Genomic DNA, 21833 nt, shown 5'->3' with positions numbered 1-21833 from the left:
ATCATATTCAATCTCTACGTTTTTATTAGTTAATATTATACTCTATTTTCTCCTATTATCTAATTAAATCTTAATAATTTTAAAAACTATTTTAAGCTTCCAACTGCCTTCTCAGCCCACTTTGGATCTTTTAAAATAGACCTTCCTACTCCAATAAGATCTGCCTTACCCTCAGAAAGAAGACTTTCAACAGCTGGGGCCTCTGTTATTCCACCTGTTAGAATTACAGGAATAGAAACCACTTCTTTAATTGCCTTTGTAAGAGGTGAAAAATAGCCTTGTTCTGAAGCGCCTGGTACTATATATCCACAAAATCCCCCTGAAATATCAAGAATGTCAATACCCGCATTTTCAAATTCTACTGCAGCAAGCTTACTATCCTCTATAGTAGCTCCGCCCTCTGCATAGTCTGAAGCGCCTAATCTCAATAATATAGGAAAATTACTGCCAACTTCCTCTTGTACTGCCTTGATTACTTCAAGATGTATTCTTATGCGTCCCTTAACATCCCCACCATATTCGTCTGTTCTCTTATTAGTTAGAGGAGAAAAGAATTGATCTAAAAGATAGCCATGAGCAGAATGTATTTCAACCGCATCAAAGCCTGCTACTTTAACTCTCCTTGCAGCTTCTTTAAATAAATTAACTATATCTGAAATTTCTTTCTTAGTGAGCTCCTTTGGCATACTGCCTTGTCTTGGATTCATAATAGCTGAAGGAGCAACGATCTCACAGCCTGTAACTTCCCTTTTTGCTGCACTGCCAGCGTGATTTATCTGCATTACAGCCTTTGAACCATTGCTTTGAATAAGCTTTGCAAGCTCTTTTAATTTTTCAATATCTGAATCATCAGCTATTGATAACTGACCTGCACTAGCTTTTCCATCTTGGCTAATAAAGCTGTGCTCTATGATTATCAAGCCAATAAAGCCACCCCTGGACTTTTCATCATAATAATCTAAGATAGCCTGACTCACCTTTCCATCCTCCTCGGACTTGGAAGTAGCCATAGGCGGCATAACTAGCCTGTTCTTTAATGTTAATTTATTTAACTCAAGTGGTTTAAGTAAATTTTTCATAGTAATTCCTTCTTTCGCAAATGCCCTATATAATTTTTAATAATATAGTTATTATACACTTTATTGTTTATTGTTATCAACTTATGTAAAAATAGTAAAATATACTGTTTTTATATTGCCTTAATAGTATGTACCGATAATACTTTTGAATTTAGCCTTTCGTTATACCGCCAATTTAATAAAATTAATAAGAGAAAAAACTACACTCATTATATTAATGAATGTAGTTTTTTGCTTTGTAAATAATATTAGTTGTTTTTAAATGTTTCTTTAAAACATAATAAATACTTTCCATAAATCACTGATTCTTTATTTATCTTCCTAGATTACAAACATTACTACAAATAATATTGCTATAACATACATGGGCTTTGGTATTTCCTTATACTTTCCAGTAAATAATTTTATAAGCACATAGGACATGAATCCAAAAGCCAATCCATCAGTTATGGAATAAGTTAATAGAGTAAGTATTAAAGTTAAAAATACAGGCAGCCCCTCTGTAAAGTCTGAGAAATTAATCTTTGTTATTGGTTCCATCATTAAAAGGCCTAATAAAATTAAAACTGGTGCTGTGGCAAAGCCCGGTATTGCAGTTAAAATTGGTGAAAAGAAAAGCGATAGTAAAAAAAGTACTGCAATAGTTAATCCAGCTAGTCCAGTTCTTCCTCCTTCAGCGATACCCGAAGCTGATTCTATAAAGGCAACTGGAGTAGAAGTACCGAGGCAGGAGCCTATGGTTGAACCTATAGCATCGGCAGTTAAAACCTTATCTGCGTTTTGTACATTTCCCTTTTCATCAAGATAACCAGCCTTAGAAGCTAACCCAATTAATGTACCAACACTGTCGAATATATCTATAAATAGCATAGTAATAATAACAGGGACAATTCCTATAACCATTGCACTCTTAAAATCAAACTGAAGAAATACAGGACTAACTGATGGAGGCATTGAGACTATTCCAGTTGGAAGCTTAGCAGCCCCAAAGATCATACCCAAAACATATACCGAAAGCATTCCTATTATAAAGGAACCTTTTACACTCTTGTAGTATAAAACCGCAATTAAAACCATTCCAACAAAGGCAAGTAAAACTGTTGGACTTGTTATCTTACCTAATCCTACTAAGGTTGCTTGATTTGCAACTATAATACCTGCATCCTGAAGTCCAATAAAGGATATGAAAAATCCAATTCCAATACTTATTGCATACTTTAAGGTTTGTGGAACACTGTCTATAATAGCTTGTCTAACTTTAAAGAAATTTAAAAATAAAAATATAAGTCCTTCAATAAAAGATGCTGCTAAAGCAGTTCTCCAAGAAAATTTCATTGTAATGCAAATTGTGAAAGTAAAAAATACATTTAATCCCATACCAGGAGCCATTCCAAAGGGGTAATTTGCAACAAGCGACATAATTAAAGTTCCGATAAAAGATGCCAGTGCTGTAGCAGTAAATACTGCTTTTATTGGCATTCCTGTATTACTCAAAATCTGTGGGTTAACAATTAAAATGTAGGCCATAGTCATAAAGGTTGTTAGGCCAGCAAGTATTTCTGTTTTAACATTAGTGTTGTTTTCTTTTAGCTTGAACACTTTCTCTAAAATTCCTTGATTCGCCTTCGGCACTGATCTGTTAAATGCATTCTCTGTCATAGGTATCCTCCTAAAGTGATTATTTTGAATCTACAATAATGTGCAGGCTTAAATAATTATGAAAAGAAAAACTCCCCAGATAAATTAAGGGAGTTTATAAATAGGAAATACCTATACCTATAAACACCCATAGTCAGACAATTTACGGCAGTCTGGTAGAAACACTTAAACCATATCTCTAAGCATATACGGGGGTATGTTTTTATTTCAAATTACTTAATTGTTCGGTATTTTTCAACCAATAGCATAATAATACATTATATCTCCACATAAATCAAGTGCTTTTTAATATATTAACGAACTTTAATATGTATCCACATTTTATCATTCGTAATGATTTCAATGATTTGCTAATATTTTAAGAATGTAATAATAAATTTAGCCCCTTTTCCTATTTCACTTCTAACCTCAATTAAACCATTATGAGCTTCAATTATTGATTTAGCTAAGGCCAGACCTATTCCAACTGAATCATTTTTCTTAGAGCCTTTTACCTTATAAAACCGCTTAAATATATTCGGTAAATCCTTTTCTTTTATTCCTTCTCCATTATCTCTAATTATTATCCGCCTATATAAAGGATTCTCACTTATTTCTATACCAATTTCACCACCGCTAGGTGTATGTTCTAAAGCGTTCTTAATTATATTGTTAAATGCCTCTTCAAGCCAAAGCCTGTCATGCAGGAACATCACTTCCTGAGCTTCCTTGAAATTAATACTTATATTTTCTTTCTTGGCTCTGTCCTCTAGGGTTTCTATGGATTCCATTAAGCTTTCATTTAAACTAATATCTTCCTTAGATAGCTCTATTGCATTAGCATCAAGTCTTGCAAGCTTTAGTAATTGCTTAATTAACCAGTTCATTTTATTAAGCTCATTTTTATTATTTAATAAAAAAGTTCTTCTTTGCTCTACTGTTAACTCCTTAGTAAGCATTATATCATTATATAAAATCATAGATGCCAAAGGGGTTTTCAGCTGATGGGAAATATCAGAGAGTAAATCAACCAAGAAATGTTTTTCATTCTTAAGTTCATTAATATTATTTCTTATTACCTGTCTCATAGAGTTAAAAGCAATTGATAACTTTGAAAGGTCCCCTTCCTTATCTTCCCTTATAGATGTATCATACTCTCCTTCTACCACCTTTTCAGCTGCTGAAGTTAATCTTCTTATTTTGTCGTAGAAAAAGCCATATTGAAGATAATTAAATGTAAGTAATGTAATTAATAGACACACAAAAATAACTAGCAGATAATAATTGTTTCTAGCTAAGGTTTCCTTCATATAGGGAAAGTAGCTATAACTTGTTTCTGTATCTAAGCCATATTGTTCTAAAAGCTTCTTCCCACTTAAGGCTTCTTCCTTTGATATTTCTTTAGTTATAATTGGCATAACCTCATTTTCTAGTCTAGGCTCTTTATCTATGACTTTTGCAGCTATTGCGCCAATACTATTTATATAGCTGTCCTTTAAGTTGTCGTAATTAAGCTTTTGTATAAGCAATAAAGCAAATAAAAACAAACTTATTATAACTATTAATAACGCATTACTTATCCTTAATTCTGGATTTCCAAAATATGTTTTCACCTTGCATTAACCTCCATCGCCCACCTATAGCCAAGCCCCCTTTGAGTTACGATATACTTGGGTTCTTTATCATTATCTTCTATTTTTTCTCTTATTCTTTTAATATAAACAGAAAGAGTATTCTCATCAAAAAATGCCTCTTCCCCTTCTGTAAGCTTACTTAATATCTCATTTCTCTTCATAAGAGTCTGAGGCTTACTCATAAAAATTAATAATAGCTTGTATTCCTGAGATGTAAGCATAATGTTTTTGTCACCTTTTCTAATAGTTGCAGCTCCAGTATCAAGAATAATATCTCCACTTATGAGTTTAAGAGCTGCCGCTGCACCTTTAGAGTTTCTTCTAAGCAGTGCCTTAATTCTAGATAATAATTCTCTTACTCTAAAAGGCTTTGTAATATAATCATCTCCACCTAATTCTAAGCCAAGTACTACATTTACCTCTTCGTCTAGTGCAGTTAGAAATATTATTGGAACATCACTTTTAATTCTTATATGCTTGCACAAATCATATCCACTACCATCAGGAAGATTAACATCTAATATAATTAAGTCAAATTTTTGAGTTTCAAATAAACTTATTGCTCCTTTATAAGAAGAAGCCATATTTACATCATATCCCTCATCCTTTAAAGAAAACTCAATGCCAACAGCTAAGGCCTCATCATCCTCAACTAACAATAATTTGTTCATAGCGTTACCTCTCTTTAAGCTTTATATTTTTAATAATACACAATTGTTAGTCTAAATTAAATAATAGTAAAAGAATAAAACCTTACATCATTAGTAAAATTTGATGCAAGGCTATATTTCTACTCCTCTCTTATAGTATCTATTAAATTATCCTTATTAATTCTTCTTAAAGGAGACAAAACTGACAGATACCCTATAAGAAGAGCAAATACAACTGAGATTATCATTGCCTTAATTGGTGGCATATAACTAAATTCTCTTATTCCATGCATACTTTTAAATAATAGATATGAAAGACTCATGCCAGTAAGACAACCATAAAAACTTCCCATAAAGCCATATAAAAGCCCCTCAATAACAATCATCTTACTTAATCCCTTTTGAGTAAGGCCTATGGATTTTAGAGTAGCGAATTCCCTTCTTCTTAAAATTATATTAGTAGTTATGGTATTAACAATATTAACGCTTCCAATTAAGGATACAACCACCACAAATCCGTAAAGTAAAATTTGAATCATTAGTATACTTGATTTTGAATTATTATTTACATCTATATGATTAATTAAGTTTAAAGAGGGGCTAGCTTTTATTGCATTCTCTAATTCACTTGTAGCTGATGCTTCATTATTAACATCCTTAATGATAATATTAATACCTGTTAAGGAAATAGAATTTGGTCCTACAAGCTTTTTTGCTACCTCTTCAGTAGTAATGATTTTTAGCCCGCTAATATTACCATTAAAATTGAAAGGATCCTCCTTTAGAGTTGCAATAACCTTAACCTTGTTAACCTCTTTGTTTCCAAACTTTTCATTATCCCCACTCAATCTATCCACGTTTTGGAGCAGTATTTCATCTCCAGCCTTAATTTCTGTAACTGCTCCAATATATGATTTATTGGTTTTGCCGTTGTAAACCTGATTTTTATTAATAACTATTACACCATTTTCATTATTAATTTTTCCTATATCAATATTTCCTGATTGGATATATTTCTTAGAAATCTCTAATGCATCATTATCATATATCATCATAGATGCATCTAACTCAGTTTTTTCATCTCCCTTGTAGGTTATATCTTTATATACGGAACCAATTTCCTTAACATCCTTTACTTCCTTACTTTTATCAATAGCTGCTTCAAAGGATGTTGTATTATATTGCTTATATACCCTATCTACTGAATTAAGTTCTTTTATATTATTCATTAAATTACTATCTATAGATTCTGCGGTCTCCTGTGCCTTGCTGCTAAGTAATATAGAATAATTAATATTAGTAGACTCATTAGTATCGGCATTCATTACTAAAGCTATATCCGTAAAGTATTTAAAGGTTATGAATAAAGCTACACTTATAACAATAGAAAATACTGTTATTCTATATCTTTTTCTGTTTCTCTTAATGTTTTTAAAAGCCAATTCTCCCTCAAAACCAAGGAGCTTCTTAATAAGTGGATTATTTCTTCTCTTAATTTTCTCCTTTCTAATAGAATTCCTGCTGCTAATTGCTACAAGCGGTGATATCCTTCCAGCAAATAACGCAGGCACCAATGCTGAAACATATATAGATAATAGTCCAACAACAAAACTTAGCAGCATTATTCCAAAAGATACATTTGGAACTATAAAATTTCCTGAGCTGCCTCCAATTAATTTAAAGGTAATACTAATTCCGTAGATAGCAATAATGCCGAAAATAAGTCCTATAGGAATTCCAATACCTGCTATTATAGATGCTTCCTTAAATACTATATTCCTAATTTGCTTTGGTGTTGCCCCTATTGCTCTTAAAAGTCCAAACTCCTTTATTCTTTCAACTACACTTATTTGAAATGCATTGTAAATTACTGCAATTGTTACAATTACAACTACCGAAATTATTATACCTATAGTAATATTTAAAGAATTATTGGTAGAACTATCTCCAGCGCCCTCCATTGTAAGAAGAACATAATTTTCATTAACTTGATCCTTTTTTACTAGGCTTTCAAGTTCTTTCAGTGTTGTTTTTATATTAGCCTCATCACTTATTTCTACAAGCATTATTGCATTTTTAATATTTATATTATTATCTTTTGTTATTACTATCCCCGTACTATCCATTTGAGTAAAAGAATTGTCCTCTAATATTCCACTTAAAATATATTCTTTGTTATTAATGTTAATTTTGCTATTCAGTTTTGCGTCTTTATCAATATATCTAAGAATCCACCTTTCAACTGCTACTTCATGATTATTTTCAGGCAATCTCCCAGCTTTAAGGCTTAAAGGTAACATCTCTAAAGCCTTGTCTGTGGCGATTATTTGATTTGTAGATAATTTATCTGTTAGTTTAATTGGAATACCAATTTGATAAAGCCCGCTTCGTGAAACCTTAGGATTATTAGTGATCTTAGCAACTAAATTTTCGTCTATTTTGTTAAAGGCTACATGATATGAACCTCTAGTTTTCTTTGCATCCTCTAAGCTAGATTGCTGAATACCTTTAAAGAAAAGTCCAATAGATGAAATTAATGCAACTGATAATATTACTCCTACTATAGTTAATATAGTTCTTTTTTTATTTGCTTTTAAATATTTATTTGTTATTTGCTTATAACTATTAATCAATCTTTATCCACCCCTGAATTCCTTAATAGTACATTGGGATTATTAATCCTCATGCCTATTTACTTTTTAGGTATTTATCCGAAACTATTTCCCCGTCTTCAATAGTAATAATTCTATCTGCCATGTCTGCTAGCTTAATATCGTGAGTGATAAGCAGTAAGGTTTGATTATATTTTTTAGCACTTAGCTTTAAAAGTTCTATTACTTCCTTTGAACTTTTGCTGTCTAGGTTTCCTGTTGGTTCATCTGCAAGAATTATAGATGGTTTATTTAACAGAGCTCTTCCAATGGTTACTCTTTGCTGTTGTCCACCAGAAAGTTCTGAAGGAAGATGAGTTTTTCTATTTTGAAGGCCTAATAATTTTATTATTTCGCCTAAATAAATTTTATCTACCTTGTCATTATCTAACAGTGCCGGCAGCGCTATATTTTCTTCAACATCAAGTACAGGTATTAAGTTAAAAAACTGAAAAACAAATCCAATCTTTCTCCTTCTAAAAATAGCAAGCTGTTCTTCTTTGTAGTCATAAATACTTTCCCCGTCAATTATTACCTTGCCCTCAGTTGGTCTGTCCAGTCCCCCAAGTAAATGAAGCAGCGTGCTCTTACCAGAACCTGAAGCCCCCACAATGGCCGCAAACTCTCCTCTGTTTATAGACATATTAATATTTTTTAATGCCTCAACTTGATTCTCGCCTTTACCATAGGTTTTAAATAAATTTTCAACTCTTAAAATTTCCATTTGTTTCTCCCCTTAGTTTTGTATCTTTAACTATATACAATTATAGGATTTATTTATTTTTAACTCCATAACTATTAGCTTACACAAAAAAGCTTAACTTACAGTACTGTAAGTTAGGCTTTAGCATTTATAGTATTTAATCACATTTTCCACAGTATGCTGTTGATAACTATTTTCAACGATTAGCAATTCTCATTTTGTAGCTTTTGCCCCATCTATTTACTCTTGCTTTTTAAAGATCCACTTTTTCCAGAAGTAGAATCTTATTTACCCTTTATGACTTAAATTCATTATTAACAAATTTTTAAACTTTGTAATCGTTTATATCAAAAAGATTAATAATAAAGGTAATTGACATAATGAATTTTGCTTAGTAAAATATATTTTGTATACGAAATATTATAATGCAAATAATTCATAAGCGAATAATTCAAAAGAAGGTGATAAAATTCGGAAACCGAAGCAGTTAATGAAGGTGTTAGAGTAGTTAAGGTAATTAAAAAAGTAGCTGCTATCTTTAAACAGAAGATGGGCGGCTGTTTTAGAGAAATGAATTTAACTGGTCCTCAAGGAATGCTTATTGGAACTTTGACCCGTCAAGGAAAAATGAAAGTCAGCGATTTAAGTGATACCCTTGGCCTATCTAACAGTACAGTATCAGGAATTTTAGATAGACTTGAAAATCAAGGTTTGGTTGAAAGAACTAGAAGCAGAGAAGACAGAAGAGTAGTTTACGTCGATGTAACCTCTAAATGTAGAAAAAGCTTTAAAGATCACCATGAACAAATTAACAAGATGTTTCAGGACATGATTAATAAAGCCACTCCTGAAGAACTTAATGTTATTTTTAAAGGTCTAGATACACTAGAAAAGGTTATTGAAAGAGAAGAAGAATAAGAATATGCCAGGAGGAAAGTAATGACTAAAATATTAAAATATTTAAAACCATTTATTGGTCTCATTCTTGGCGCAATAGTACTGTTATTTGTGCAGGCTATGTGCGACCTTTCACTACCGGATTATATGTCAAATATAGTAAATATAGGCATACAACAGGGCGGTATAGAAAATGCAGTACCAGAAGCAATTAGAGCAAGCGAGATGAATAAGCTTGAGATATTTATGAATTCAGAGGATAAATCAGAGATTTTAAGCAATTATACCTTGGTTAATAAGTTAAGTACAGATTATGATACCTATGTTAAAAAGTATCCTACTTTAGCAAATGAAGATATTTATGTGCTAAATAAGGTTAATCAATCAGAAATCGATAAAATGAATCCAATCATGGGAAAGGCTATTTTAGCAGTTTCAGGAATAGACAAAATGAAAGCTGATGCTAAGGGCGGAGAAATAAATTTTAATGGAACTAAGCTTCCAGCAAATACTGATCTATTTGCATTATTTTCAAAGCTTCCTGAAAGTCAAAAGTCAAAAATAACTGATGATATGGATAAGAAGTTTACTGCCTTAGGTGATAAAATGATTATTCAGGGTGCTGCCAATGGGCTTAAGGATGAATATAAGGCTTTAGGAATGAATACAGATAAAATCCAAAGCAATTATGTAATTAAAACAGGAGCTTACATGCTTGGTTTATCATTACTTAGCGCACTTGCTGTTATAATAGTAGGTTTTCTTGCATCAAGAACTGCTGCAGGATTATCAAGAAACTTACGTAAGGCCGTATTTAGTAATGTTGAAAGATTTTCAAATACAGAGTTTGATAAGTTCTCAACAGCTTCACTTATAACTAGAACCACAAATGATATTACTCAGATTCAAACACTTATTGTTATGGGTATAAGAATGTTAATTTATGCACCAATTATAGGTGTAGGAGGAGTTTTAAAGGCTTTAAATAAGAGCGAGTCGATGTCATGGATAATAGCTTTAGCCGTTGTAATACTTTTAGGTCTAATATTAAGTGTATTTACAGCAGCTCTTCCAAAATTCAAGGCTATTCAAAAGCTTGTTGATAGATTAAATCTAGTTACTCGTGAGAGTCTTTCTGGAATGATGGTTATTAGAGCCTTTAACACTGAGAGCTTTGAAGAAGATAGATTTGATAAGGCTAATAAGGATCTTACAAGCACAAACTTATTTGTAAACAGAATAATGGTAGTAATGTTCCCTGCCATGATGCTTATAATGAACGGAGTTACCCTTCTTATTGTATGGGTAGGCGCTCATCAAATTGCAAACTCCAGCATGCAGGTTGGAGATATGATGGCATTTATGCAGTATGCTATGCAGATTTTATTTGCCTTCTTAATGATGTCCTTTATGTTCATTATGATTCCAAGAGCTTCTGTTTCAGGTCAAAGAATTGCAGAGGTCATAGAAACAAAACCTTCAATTCTAGATCCAATTAAGCCTGTTAAGTTTGAGAAATCAGAAGGGGTTGTTGAATTTAACAATGTATCCTTTAGATACCCAGGTGCTGAGGAAGATGTACTTAAGAATATAAGCTTTAAGGCTAAATCTGGTGAGACTACTGCATTTATAGGTTCTACAGGCTCGGGTAAAACTACTCTTATTAATCTAATTCCACGTTTCTATGATGTAACAGCTGGAGAAATTCTGATTGATGGAGTAGATATAAGAAAAGTTACTCAACACGATTTAAGAGATAAAGTTGGCTATGTACCTCAAAAGGGTTCATTGTTTAGTGGAACCATTGAGTCCAACTTAAAATATGCAGATGAAAATGCATCAGAGGAAGATATTAAAAAGGCTGCTGAAATTGCACAGGCTATGGAATTTATTGATGAGAAGCCAGAAGGCTTTGAAAGTGAAATTTCACAAGGCGGATCAAATGTATCCGGTGGTCAAAAGCAGAGATTATCAATTGCTCGTGCTCTTTTAAAGAAACCAAGTATTTATATATTTGATGACAGTTTTTCAGCACTTGACTTTAAAACTGATGCTAAGCTAAGAAAGGCGCTTAAAGCTGAAACTGGCTCAAGCACAGTTCTTATAGTAGGGCAGCGTATATCAACTATTAAGAATGCTGAGCAGATAATAGTTCTTGATGAAGGTAAAATAGTTGGAATAGGTACTCATAATGAACTTATGAAAACATGTGAAACTTATCAGGAAATTGCTTTATCACAGCTTTCAAAGGAGGAATTGGCATGAGTGAGAATAACAAATCGAAAATAAATGGACCCCAAGGAAGGCATGGAGGTCGTCCTGGCGGTGGCCCAATGGCTATGATGAAGGGTGAAAAGGCAAGAGATTTTAAGGGTACTATGAAAAAACTTTTAGAGTATCTAAGCGTTTATAAATTTTCTATGTTTATAGTGCTTATATTTGCTATAGGTAGTGCTGTTTTCTCCATTGTAGGTCCAAAAATCCTAGGTAAGGCAACTACCAAATTGTTTGAAGGTGTTATTGCTAAAATATCCGGAGCTGGTGAAATAGATTTTACCTACATCCAGAATATCATGCTGCTACTTATAGCCTTTTATGTTATAAGCTCATTATTCAGTTATATTCAAGGCTGGATTATGTCAAACGTATCTATGAAAGTCAGCTACGGTTTTAGAAAAGATATTTCAGAAAAAATAAATCGTATGCCTCTTAAGTATTTTGATGGCACAAATCACGGAGAAGTATTGTCCCGTGTTACTAACGATGTAGATACCTTAAGCCAGACCCTTAACCAAAGCTTAGGTCAAATTATTACTTCGGTAACAACTGTAATAGGTGTTTTAGTCATGATGCTGAGCATTAGCTGGATAATGACCCTAGTAGCAGTTGGCATACTACCTTTATCTTTTATGCTAATAATGTTCATTGTTAATAAGTCTCAAAAATATTTTAAAGAGCAGCAGGATTTCCTAGGAAATTTAAACGGCCATGTTGAAGAAATGTATGGTGGCCATATTGTAATGAAAGCTTTTAATGGTGAAGAAAAGAGTATCGAAGAATTTGATAAAGGCAATAATAAGCTCTATGGTGTTGCTTGGAAATCGCAATTTCTTACAAGTATAATGATGCCTCTTATGGGCTTTGTAGGCAATCTAGGTTATGTTGCAGTGTGTATATTAGGAGGCTGGCTTGCTGTAAAGAAATCTATTGAAGTTGGTGATATTCAAGCCTTCATTCAATATGTTCGTTCATTTACACAGCCAATTTCACAAATTGCAAATATATCTAATATCCTTCAACAGACAGCAGCTTCAGCAGAACGTGTATTTGAATTCTTAGCTGAAGAAGAAGAAGTTCCTGAAACTTTAACTCCTGTTAAATTAGATAATGTTCACGGCAGTGTTGAGTTTAAGGATGTTCATTTTGGTTATAACCCAGATAAAATCATAATTAATGATTTTTCTGCTTCGATTAAACCAGGTCAAAGAGTTGCAATTGTTGGGCCAACTGGCGCAGGTAAAACCACAATGGTTAAGCTCTTAATGCGCTTTTATGATGTTAATAGTGGTGCAATAATGGTAGATGGCCACGATATAAGAGATTTTTCACGTAACGATTTGCGTTCTATGTTTGGTATGGTACTTCAAGATACATGGCTTTACAACGGAAGCATAATGGAAAATATAAGATACGGAAGACTTAACGCTTCAAATGATGAAGTAATACAAGCAGCTAAAGCAGCTCATGTAGATGGCTTTGTTCATACTTTGCCTGATGGTTATAACATGGTTTTAAACGAAGAGGCTTCAAATGTCTCACAAGGACAAAAACAGCTTCTTACCATAGCAAGAGCAATTTTAGCTGATCCAAAGATATTAATACTTGACGAAGCTACTAGTTCAGTTGATACACGTACAGAAGTACAAATTCAAAAGGCTATGAATAACCTTATGAAAGATAGAACCAGCTTTATTATAGCTCACCGTCTATCAACAATCAGAGATGCAGATTTAATCCTTGTAATGGATCATGGTGACATTGTTGAGCAAGGCACTCATGAAGAACTCTTAGCAAAGAATGGTTTCTATGCTAACCTATATAACAGTCAATTTGAAGGCAGTATAGCAAGCTAATAGTGTGCAATGTGGCGTGGAGATGTTTCTCCTGCCACATTTTTTATTAAAATAAAAAGCAGAGGATGCCTTCCTCTGCAATCAATATCTTGTATTTATTATTCACATTATACACAATATATTGTTGATAACTTTTAGCTTATATTTCAATAGAAAGTTCAACTGGGCAGTGATCTGACCCCAGTACTGAGGCATGAATGTCTGCACTTATAAGCTTATCTTTTAATCTATTAGATACACAGAAATAATCAATACGCCATCCAGCATTCTTTTCCCTAGCATTAAATCTATAGGACCACCAGGAATAAGCTCCTTCCTTATCAGGATGAAAATAGCGGTAAGTATCGATAAATCCCGAACCTAGTAATTCTGTAAATTTACTTCTTTCTTCATCTGAGAATCCAGCATTTAGCCTGTTAGTCTTAGGATTTTTAAGATCTATTTCACTGTGAGCAACGTTTAAATCCCCGCATATAATTACAGGCTTAACCTTGTCAAGCTCCATAACATAGCTTCTAAAGGCATCCTCCCAATTCATTCTGTAATCAAGCCTTGCTAATTTCTCCTTAGAATTTGGAGTATACACAGTTATCATATAAAAATCCTGAAATTCAAGAGTTATAACTCTGCCTTCTTTATCATGTTCCTCGATATTAAGACCGTAACTTACATTTAGAGGTTCTGCTTTAGTAAATATAGCAGTACCAGAATAGCCCTTTTTTTCAGCGTAGTTCCAATATTGATGATAGCCTTCTAGCTCAAGATTAATTTGCTCGGCTTGAAGCTTAGTTTCTTGAATACAAAATATATCTGCATCTTCTTCCTTAAAATAATCTAAGAATCCCTTCTGCATAGCAGCTCTTATTCCATTTACATTCCAAGATACAAGTTTCACTTTATCACTTCCTATAAAAAATTTTAAATTAGATGTTAGTTAAATTATTATATTTAATATTATAACTATTTTTTTTACTAAATTCTATGGCACGTAAAAAAACCTCACAATTACTTGTGAGATTTCTGTAATCCTATATTATTCTGATTACATTAACTTAATAATGTTCTAGGTAGTTATATACACCATATTTATATTAGGCTTTATTGTGATAATTATCTTTATTGATGTATTATAATTTTATAGTGGCATGTAAATTCTTTGTTCTTCTCTAGGGAAATTATGCCTTCCTTATCCTTTAATTCCCCATTGAAATCCTCAAAATCTGCATGTCCAAACCATGGTTCTATACATACAAAGGGTGCTCCAGTTGGCTTTGACCAAAGACCTAAATATGGAAACTTGTCAAAATCAAATTCTACAAATTTATTATGCTTCCTAGATTTTATATATATTGTATGAGAATTTAAATTATGAAAAACTAAAGCATCATCCTTGAAAACTTCTTTTGATAGAGCTATTATATTTTCATTGCTTAAATAAGAAAATTCCTTGTGCGTAAAGTAACCCTGCTCTGAAACTTCCATAATTGACGTAGTTTCTTTTTTGCTAAATTCAAAATAATAATCCTCAAAGCTTTCATTGGGTAATAGAGGACACATAAAAGCAGGATGTGCTCCAATTGAAAATAAGATATTTTTATTATCTCTATTTATAACCTTATATTTAATAACTATTGAATTATCTTCCAAAGTGTATTTAATTTCAAAAGAAAACTTAAATGGATATATCATTAAAGTTTCCTCTGAATAATCCAGATTAAAGGTTATACTTGACTCTGTTTCATCTATTTTTCTAAACTCAGATACCCTTGCAAGTCCATGCTGTGGAAGTGAATAGGTATTTCCATCAACAATATATGTATTATAAAGTACCTTCCCTACAATTGGAAATAAAATTGGAGCATGATATTTCCAATACTCCTGGTTACCATTCCATAAAAACTCTACGTCTTCTTTTTTACCCTTAATATTATGGAGCTCTGCACCATGATCACATAAGGTAATTTTTAAAAGAGTATTTTCTAAACTATACTTCATATTCTTATCCTTTCCGCATATTTATTATTACTTAAAAATTCATTGCTAAAAGCTAATATACTTTTATTATACCATTATTAATAAAGATATTTCCTTTTGTAATACACTTATATTAAAAGCTGATTTTTAATATACACCATAATTTTACTTTATAGGTTTATATAAGTAATCTAAAGATTTATAATATAAATAGTAATAAGGTATTGAAGGGAGAAATATTTATATGAAAATGGCTATTTTAGGAGCTGGTTCTATCGCAAGAACTATGGCTGCTACCATAAATGAAATGGAAGAAGTCACAAGTTATGCTGTAGCCTCTCGAAATCTTAAAAATGCAGAAGACTTTGCAAAGGAGTTCAGTTTTGCTAAAGCCTATGGTTCCTATGAGGAAATGCTGTCAGATCCAGAGGTGGAACTCGTATATGTTGCAACACCTCATTCTCATCATTATGAACATGTAAAGCTATGTCTAAACCACAGAAAACATGTGCTATGTGAGAAAGCCTTTGCAATTAATGCAAAGCAAACCATAGAAATGTTTGACCTTGCAAAAGAAAAGAAGCTCCTTCTTACAGAAGCAATCTGGACTAGGTATCTGCCTCTTAGACAAACCTTAGATGAAATTATTGAGAGCGGCATTATAGGAAGGGTTAGCATGCTCACCGCTAATCTCGGTTATGTAATTAATCATGTTCCAAGGTTAGTAGATCCTGCTTTAGCAGGAGGAGCCCTATTAGACCTTGGAGTGTACCCTATAAATTTTGCTCTAATGTTCTTTGGAAGCGATATTGAAAGTATTGCCTCAACTGCAGTTATAACTGATAGAGGTGTGGATTCACAAAATAGTATCACTTTTGTGTACAAGGATGGAAAAATGGCTGTTTTGCAAAGTACCATGCTGTCACTGACAGATCGTCAAGGTATAATAAGCGGCAGTAAAGGCTTTATTATAGCTGAGAATATTAATAATTACGAAAGGATTAAAGTTTATGATATTAATCGTAAAGAACTAGCCTGCTATGAAGCTCCGAAACAGATTACTGGCTACGAATATGAGGTAAAAGCTGCAATTAGAGCTATTAAAGAGGGTGAGCTTGAATGTGAGGAAATGCCTCATGCTGAGTCTATAAAAGTTATGCAAGTTATGGATGTATTAAGGCAGGAATGGGGAGTTATATATCCAGGAGAATAAACAATTTAAGTTTCTATTCCTAAAGCACGATAAATATAATAAATTATTGAAAAGGGGATATAAAATGCTGAGAGAGGATTTTACAAATGATGTATTAAAAAGTGTTTATACAGCCATTCCTTATATTAATATCTTTTTTGATAATGACATTGAGATTATGCTGACAGATAGAGAAAAAGTATTATATTATCAGGGGAGTAAAGAAATAGATGGTAAAATTCAAGTGGGGTCTGCAGCAGGAAAGTTTGTAAAAGAGGCTATGGAATCAGGCAAAGATGAAATTAAAATTATTCCAGAGGACTTCCTAGGAGTGGCATTCAAATCCTATATGATTCCTATAAAAGATGGACACACTGTTGTGGGCTCCATAGCTATTGGAAAAAGCTTGTCTAAAAAGAAAGCTGTAACAGGAATTACTAACGAGTTAATTAATGAGCTATCACAGATAGAATCAGTAGTAAATGAAATTTCAGCCAGCGTCCAAGAATTGGCTGCCATGAATAGTGAAATTCTAAACGAAACTAATACTGCTAATGATATGGCTAATGAAACAGATAATATAGTAAGTTTTATAAAGGGAATATCAACTCAAACAAACCTTCTAGGATTAAATGCCTCTATAGAAGCAGCCCGTGCAGGGGATTCCGGCAAAGGCTTTAACATTGTGGCCCAGGAAATTAGAAAATTATCGAAGTCCTCTAATGAATATATAGGAAAAATAGATCATGTTATTAAAAGCATTTCATCCTCTATAGAAAAAATTAATAATAAAGTAGGAAATACTGATGAAGTTTCCTCTAAGCAATCTGTTGCTCTTCAGGATGTGGCTTCTTCTATTGAACAGCTTAATTCAACTGCTAAACTTTTAGGAAAATTGGCAGATGAATTATAATTTAGTGATTATTATATAAAATCCATTTATTTCTGGATTACTTAAAGGTGGTGCTGAAAGATTACTTAAAAGTAACTTTCAACACCACCTTAACTTATTTATTCACTTCCTTTACATATTTCCATGTTATTCCCTTATCAGTCGATTGATACAAGACTTTACAGCCTCCCTTATAATCACCATCTGCTCCTTGTCCAACAAGAACATCAATAATTTCGTTTTCCTCATAAGGCATTTCAGGTAAATCAAAGGGATTATATTCTGCACCACTGCTTAATACTGCTTTTACTTCAGGAAAATTTACCTTTTTATAAGACTTTCCTCCATCTTCTGTCCGAAATAGTTGCCCCTTAACTCCACCACTGTAAGAAAGACAAAGAAATCCTAATTTTTCATTCAAAAAAGTAATTCCTGCTGCAGATCCAAGCATCCCTGAGAAAGGATCTGTATTTATAGTCTTCCAGGTTTGCCCACTATCAACTGTACCAGTTAATGAATAAGCCCTGCTGCCCAAAGCAGCTCCCGTTACCTCTAATCGAAATCCTACTTGCTTTGTTAAATAAAATTCATCAACATTATTCTTATATTGATTAGGATTATTGCCATTACTCTGTGAAGGTTCCACACCTTTGCTATTATTTACAACATCTGTTAAGTTGTATCTAATTGGTGTGATTACATTTTCTTTACCAGGTACATATACAGAAACTGTATATCCTATTATCTCTGAATAGGCATTAACTGCAGGGGTTACATTCCCCTTTGAATCAATATAAACAATTCCTGTAGTATTGTATCCAAAACTCCGCTTACCTGAGTAAAGTATACCATACTTCTCATTAGGCCATTTGCTCACTGCTTCCTTTAGCTTTATAACCTTCATTGTCTTAATAAATGGTTCTAAGAGCTTATCATTGTTATAATTTGCATTTACATTACCATTTAAATATATAGTTATATTTTTTGATTTACTGCTGTTATAACTAATTAAATAGCTTTTTAATTCACCTTTATCATTCTTGCCATAAAGAAAGGTATCAAAAGATGTTATTGCCCCCTCAGAATCAAAATTAAGGGTAAAATTACTTGAAATATATAATTTTTCAGGCATTTTAACTTTTTTATTGATATCTGTAAATATGCCTTCTACACCACTTTCATATATATGGCTATGAACAAGTTTTACAGTTCTTTTATCCTTTAAATCATGTAAGTACCATGATAGCTTTCCATTATAATTTATTGAACTATGATATATTTTTACCCCATAAGTACAAGTAATAATAACTATAATTAGTATAATTACAAAATTCCATATAGTCCTACAGCGTGAATAAAACTTGTATTCATCTTCAATTTGCTCGGTTACAGCTGCTGGTTTTTTTACAATTCTAATAACTAGAATTATAAACCAAAGCAAAAAAAACACCATACATCCCATTAGTACAGTTGTATTATTCTTAAAGCGTCCAAATCTACTTAAGGTATATGCTTCATAAAATGAAATCCAATATACTAATATAAATATTGACCAGCTTATTAATGATAAGATAAATCCTGATTTTGTAATTTGTTTTTTAACTCTCACTTCTACCTCTACACCCCATATAATTCTTAATATTTTTTTAAGATAATTATTTATCTTGAATATTTATTTACTATATTATACATCAAACTTTCAGCTATTTAAATTAATCTATCATTTAAGGCTTTATATAACCTTTATATAAGTCTTAAATAAGAAATCCATCCTTAATTAAAAGGATGGATTTCTTATTTATAAAGCTATATTAATTTAAAGCCTAAACCATCTGTAATATAATCTAAATACTTAATGTCCTCATTATGAACTTCACCTATAATATTAACTTTAGGCTCAGATTCAAGGTCTTGTCTTGCGATTTCTAGTTCACCTGAATATCTTAAATAATCGAGATTTCCTATGGAAATACTGCCTTTTTTACGTTCTTTCAAAGATTCAACTTTGAAAATTTTCCCTTGTGAACTAAACTCGCGTGATTCCTGAGACCTTATAACATATTCACTGGAATCTGGTCTATCATGATGAATAGTATCTTTCACAAATGAATATTCTTCATTGATATTAGCATGTAAAGCTACATATCCTACTGATAATTCTTTTAATTTTCTCCAGTCTTCATCTGAAATATCTATATCACCAATCATACATATATCTGTTTCACATTTCTTTATTAATTGAAGAACATTAAATAATATATCACCATTTCTATGTTCTTCAACTGTAGGCAATCCCCTATGAAGTGGCCCTCTTAATTCTTTATTTCCTGCCACAAAGGCCATTGTAGCTATTCCAAGACTTTTTAGCCTTTGATTCATATGCAATACCTTCTTTAAGGACAATCCAGTTAAAGGCTTAGGATAGAAGTTATGACATGCTGAAAATTTCGAAAAATCTCCATTAAGTCTTTTTAATTCTTTTATGTCCTCTTCTGTAAGGGTTGATGCATTGAATACAATGTTAAAGTCTTTAGATAGCTCAATTATTTGTTCATAGGTAAAACCATAATCTAAACGTAAATGAGTTATACTTGTTTGCTTTAATTCTTTAAAGTCTTTAAAGCCTAGCTTTCCCAAAGTTCTTGGACCTACATCAACTATTAAGTTTAGATTGTTTATTTTACAAATATCTAGTAACGCTTTTACCTCTTTTTCATAATCCTCTATGCTCTCTTCAGGTATATGAAGTGAGGTAAAAGCATATTTAGCATTATTACTTTGGGCCTTTTCAATTATTTCTTTATTTTTTTCAAATCCAGTTCCAAGATATAGTGATATTCCGAATTGATTCATAATAACACCTTTTTCCGTAAGTTAATCTAATTATTTTCCATATACCTCATCAATTCTATCATGATCAACTCCAAAGAAATAAGTTAATGCAAATCCACCTATATAAGCTCCTACCATTGCAATTATATAATAAATTTGACTTCCTGGCTGAACTATTAATAATCCAAATAATCCTGATACACCTTGAGATACAGTTCCTAAATTAAATATACGTGCTAATATTCCGCCAAGTCCTGCTCCTAAACATGCAGTAATAAATGGTTTTCCCAGTGGAAGAGTAACTGCATACATCATTGGTTCGCCAATTCCTAAAATACCAACTGGCAATGAGTCTCTAGTTAGTTGTTTTAATTTCTTATTCTTAGTTTTAAGGTATAATGCAAAACCAGCACCAACCTGTCCGCCACCTGCCATCATAAGAATAGGTAATAGATAGTTTATTCCCTTTGTAGCTCCATTAGGATCATTTAACATTGCATGTATTGGAGTTAATGCTTGGTGTAATCCAACTGCAACTAGTGGTAAGAACCCTGCAGATAAAATATATGCACCAACCACTCCTAAGCTATTATAGAAGAAGCTTAATAACCCGAAAATTCCAGTTGTAAGTCCAGCTCCAATTGGCTGAAGAACAAGTAATGCAACTAAGCTGCCAATAATTACTGTTAGTAATGGTGTAAAGAAGGTATCAAGCATGTCTGGCATAATTTTACGAATTTGCCTTTCAATTAATGCAAAGACCATACCGCCAATAAGTGCTGCTAATAATCCACCAGCTGCTGGATTAAATACAGTGTTTGTTATTGGAAGGTTAACTGGTAATTTGCCTGCACCATATTTAGAAAGAAGAGGCATAGCAACATTTGCAATTGATAAAGCTCCTGCTAATGCTCCAAGTACAGGTGAGCCTTTAAATTCCTTTGCTGCATTCATACCAACCAATATAGGTAAGTATGCAAATAGCGCCCATCCCATTGTTCTTATACATTCATACCACCAAATTCCACTGATGGAGTTATGTGTAGATACATTTATAACATTTGTTAAACCATTAATTAAACCTGCTGCAATAATACCTGGTAATAAAGGTACGAAAATATTAGCAATTTTTCTTAAGAAAACTTGGACAGGATGATTTTGTTTTGCTTTATTTGCAGCCTTATTTTCTCTAGCAAGATCTTCTGCATTAACTTCATCAGAAGTTCCAAGCGCTATACCTGTAAGAGAGGCAAATTCATCTCCAACCTTATTTACCTTTCCTGGTCCAAAAACAACTTGTAATGTGTCTGATTCAACTACACCCAATACACCTTCAATTTTCTTAACTTCATCAAGCTTTACCTTTGATGTGTCCTTAAGAGAGATTCGAAGTCTTGTCATACAAGTGAAGTTAGCTGAAACATTACTTTTCCCACCAACAGAATTTAATACTTCTTGTGCAATTCTTTTATAATCCATAATATCTCCTTTCCGTCATCATAAATAGTAGAAATAAAATCTTATTAAAAATAATTCCTAGCTACATATCTACTATCAT

16 protein-coding genes and 1 riboswitch are annotated in these 21833 nt (G+C 32.4%); of the genes, 5 read left to right on the top strand and 11 right to left on the bottom strand.

Annotation, left to right across the window (positions count from 1 at the left end):
- Positions 1–86 precede the first annotated feature (86 nt).
- The 6 genes from ACJDUG_RS11930 to ACJDUG_RS11905 form a co-directional block, all read right to left on the bottom strand.
- The gene (locus ACJDUG_RS11930; protein ID WP_406770101.1) at positions 87–1079 is read right to left on the bottom strand and encodes an NADH:flavin oxidoreductase; all 993 of its coding nucleotides are present in this window, start codon (positions 1077–1079) and stop codon (positions 87–89) included.
- A 321-nt stretch (positions 1080–1400) separates the two neighbouring features.
- Complete coding sequence (locus ACJDUG_RS11925) at positions 1401–2738, bottom strand: NCS2 family permease (RefSeq protein ID WP_406770100.1); 1338 nt, start codon at positions 2736–2738, stop codon at positions 1401–1403.
- A gap of 110 nt (positions 2739–2848) precedes the next feature.
- A riboswitch (purine riboswitch) is annotated at positions 2849–2950 on the bottom strand.
- A gap of 138 nt (positions 2951–3088) precedes the next feature.
- Positions 3089–4330: a HAMP domain-containing sensor histidine kinase gene (locus tag ACJDUG_RS11920; protein WP_406770099.1), complete on the bottom strand. Its 1242-nt coding sequence runs from the start codon at positions 4328–4330 to the stop codon at positions 3089–3091.
- Complete coding sequence (locus ACJDUG_RS11915; protein ID WP_406770098.1) at positions 4327–5022, bottom strand: response regulator transcription factor; 696 nt, start codon at positions 5020–5022, stop codon at positions 4327–4329. Before ACJDUG_RS11915 ends, ACJDUG_RS11920 begins: the two co-directional genes overlap by 4 nt.
- 119 nt (positions 5023–5141) lie before the next feature.
- Positions 5142–7634 carry an ABC transporter permease gene (locus tag ACJDUG_RS11910; RefSeq protein WP_406770097.1) on the bottom strand — a complete coding sequence of 831 codons (2493 nt, stop codon included), beginning with the start codon at positions 7632–7634 and terminating at the stop codon, positions 5142–5144.
- Positions 7635–7689: 55 nt separating this feature from the next.
- Positions 7690–8376, bottom strand: coding sequence for an ABC transporter ATP-binding protein (locus ACJDUG_RS11905; RefSeq protein WP_406770096.1), 687 nt, complete (start codon positions 8374–8376; stop codon positions 7690–7692).
- Between the two features lie 528 nt (positions 8377–8904).
- On the opposite strand from ACJDUG_RS11905, the gene ACJDUG_RS11900 reads away from it, so the two are divergent.
- From ACJDUG_RS11900 to ACJDUG_RS11890, 3 genes are read left to right on the top strand one after another with little or no spacing between them, the layout of a single operon-like run.
- The gene (locus ACJDUG_RS11900; protein ID WP_406770095.1) at positions 8905–9273 is read left to right on the top strand and encodes a MarR family winged helix-turn-helix transcriptional regulator; all 369 of its coding nucleotides are present in this window, start codon (positions 8905–8907) and stop codon (positions 9271–9273) included.
- A gap of 21 nt (positions 9274–9294) precedes the next feature.
- A complete protein-coding gene (locus ACJDUG_RS11895; protein WP_406770094.1) occupies positions 9295–11517 on the top strand; it encodes an ABC transporter ATP-binding protein in 2223 nt (740 codons plus the stop codon).
- Positions 11514–13385, top strand: a complete 1872-nt coding sequence (locus ACJDUG_RS11890) for an ABC transporter ATP-binding protein (protein ID WP_406770093.1) — start codon at positions 11514–11516, stop codon at positions 13383–13385. Before ACJDUG_RS11895 ends, ACJDUG_RS11890 begins: the two co-directional genes overlap by 4 nt.
- A 139-nt stretch (positions 13386–13524) precedes the next feature.
- On the opposite strand, the gene ACJDUG_RS11885 is transcribed toward ACJDUG_RS11890, so the two are convergent.
- On the bottom strand, positions 13525–14280 hold the full coding sequence (locus ACJDUG_RS11885) for an exodeoxyribonuclease III (RefSeq protein ID WP_406770092.1): 756 nt from the start codon (positions 14278–14280) through the stop codon (positions 13525–13527).
- Between the two features lie 221 nt (positions 14281–14501).
- Positions 14502–15380 (bottom strand): aldose 1-epimerase family protein, encoded by an 879-nt coding sequence (locus ACJDUG_RS11880; protein ID WP_406770091.1) that lies wholly within the window; start codon positions 15378–15380, stop codon positions 14502–14504.
- A gap of 223 nt (positions 15381–15603) precedes the next feature.
- On the opposite strand from ACJDUG_RS11880, the gene ACJDUG_RS11875 reads away from it, so the two are divergent.
- Both ACJDUG_RS11875 and ACJDUG_RS11870 read left to right on the top strand, forming a co-directional pair.
- Positions 15604–16572 (top strand): Gfo/Idh/MocA family protein, encoded by a 969-nt coding sequence (locus ACJDUG_RS11875; RefSeq protein WP_406770090.1) that lies wholly within the window; start codon positions 15604–15606, stop codon positions 16570–16572.
- A gap of 64 nt (positions 16573–16636) precedes the next feature.
- On the top strand, positions 16637–17464 hold the full coding sequence (locus ACJDUG_RS11870) for a methyl-accepting chemotaxis protein (RefSeq protein ID WP_406770089.1): 828 nt from the start codon (positions 16637–16639) through the stop codon (positions 17462–17464).
- Between the two features lie 94 nt (positions 17465–17558).
- Here the strand turns inward: ACJDUG_RS11870 and ACJDUG_RS11865 are convergent, their stop codons facing one another.
- The 3 genes from ACJDUG_RS11865 to ACJDUG_RS11855 all read right to left on the bottom strand — a co-directional run bounded on the left by ACJDUG_RS11865 (position 17559) and on the right by ACJDUG_RS11855 (position 21754).
- The gene (locus ACJDUG_RS11865; RefSeq protein ID WP_406770088.1) at positions 17559–19052 is read right to left on the bottom strand and encodes a WD40/YVTN/BNR-like repeat-containing protein; all 1494 of its coding nucleotides are present in this window, start codon (positions 19050–19052) and stop codon (positions 17559–17561) included.
- A 197-nt stretch (positions 19053–19249) separates the two neighbouring features.
- Entirely contained in the window at positions 19250–20296 is a 1047-nt protein-coding gene (locus ACJDUG_RS11860; protein WP_406770087.1) for a MupG family TIM beta-alpha barrel fold protein, read from the bottom strand.
- Positions 20297–20326: 30 nt separating this feature from the next.
- Positions 20327–21754 carry a PTS transporter subunit EIIC gene (locus tag ACJDUG_RS11855; RefSeq protein WP_406770086.1) on the bottom strand — a complete coding sequence of 476 codons (1428 nt, stop codon included), beginning with the start codon at positions 21752–21754 and terminating at the stop codon, positions 20327–20329.
- Between the last annotated feature and the right edge of the window lie 79 nt (positions 21755–21833).

This window comes from Candidatus Clostridium stratigraminis (assembly GCF_045310675.1).
In the GTDB taxonomy this organism is placed as follows: Bacteria; Bacillota; Clostridia; order Clostridiales; family Clostridiaceae; genus Clostridium_AT; species Clostridium_AT stratigraminis.
This window is presented reverse-complemented; position numbering and strand designations above follow the sequence as displayed.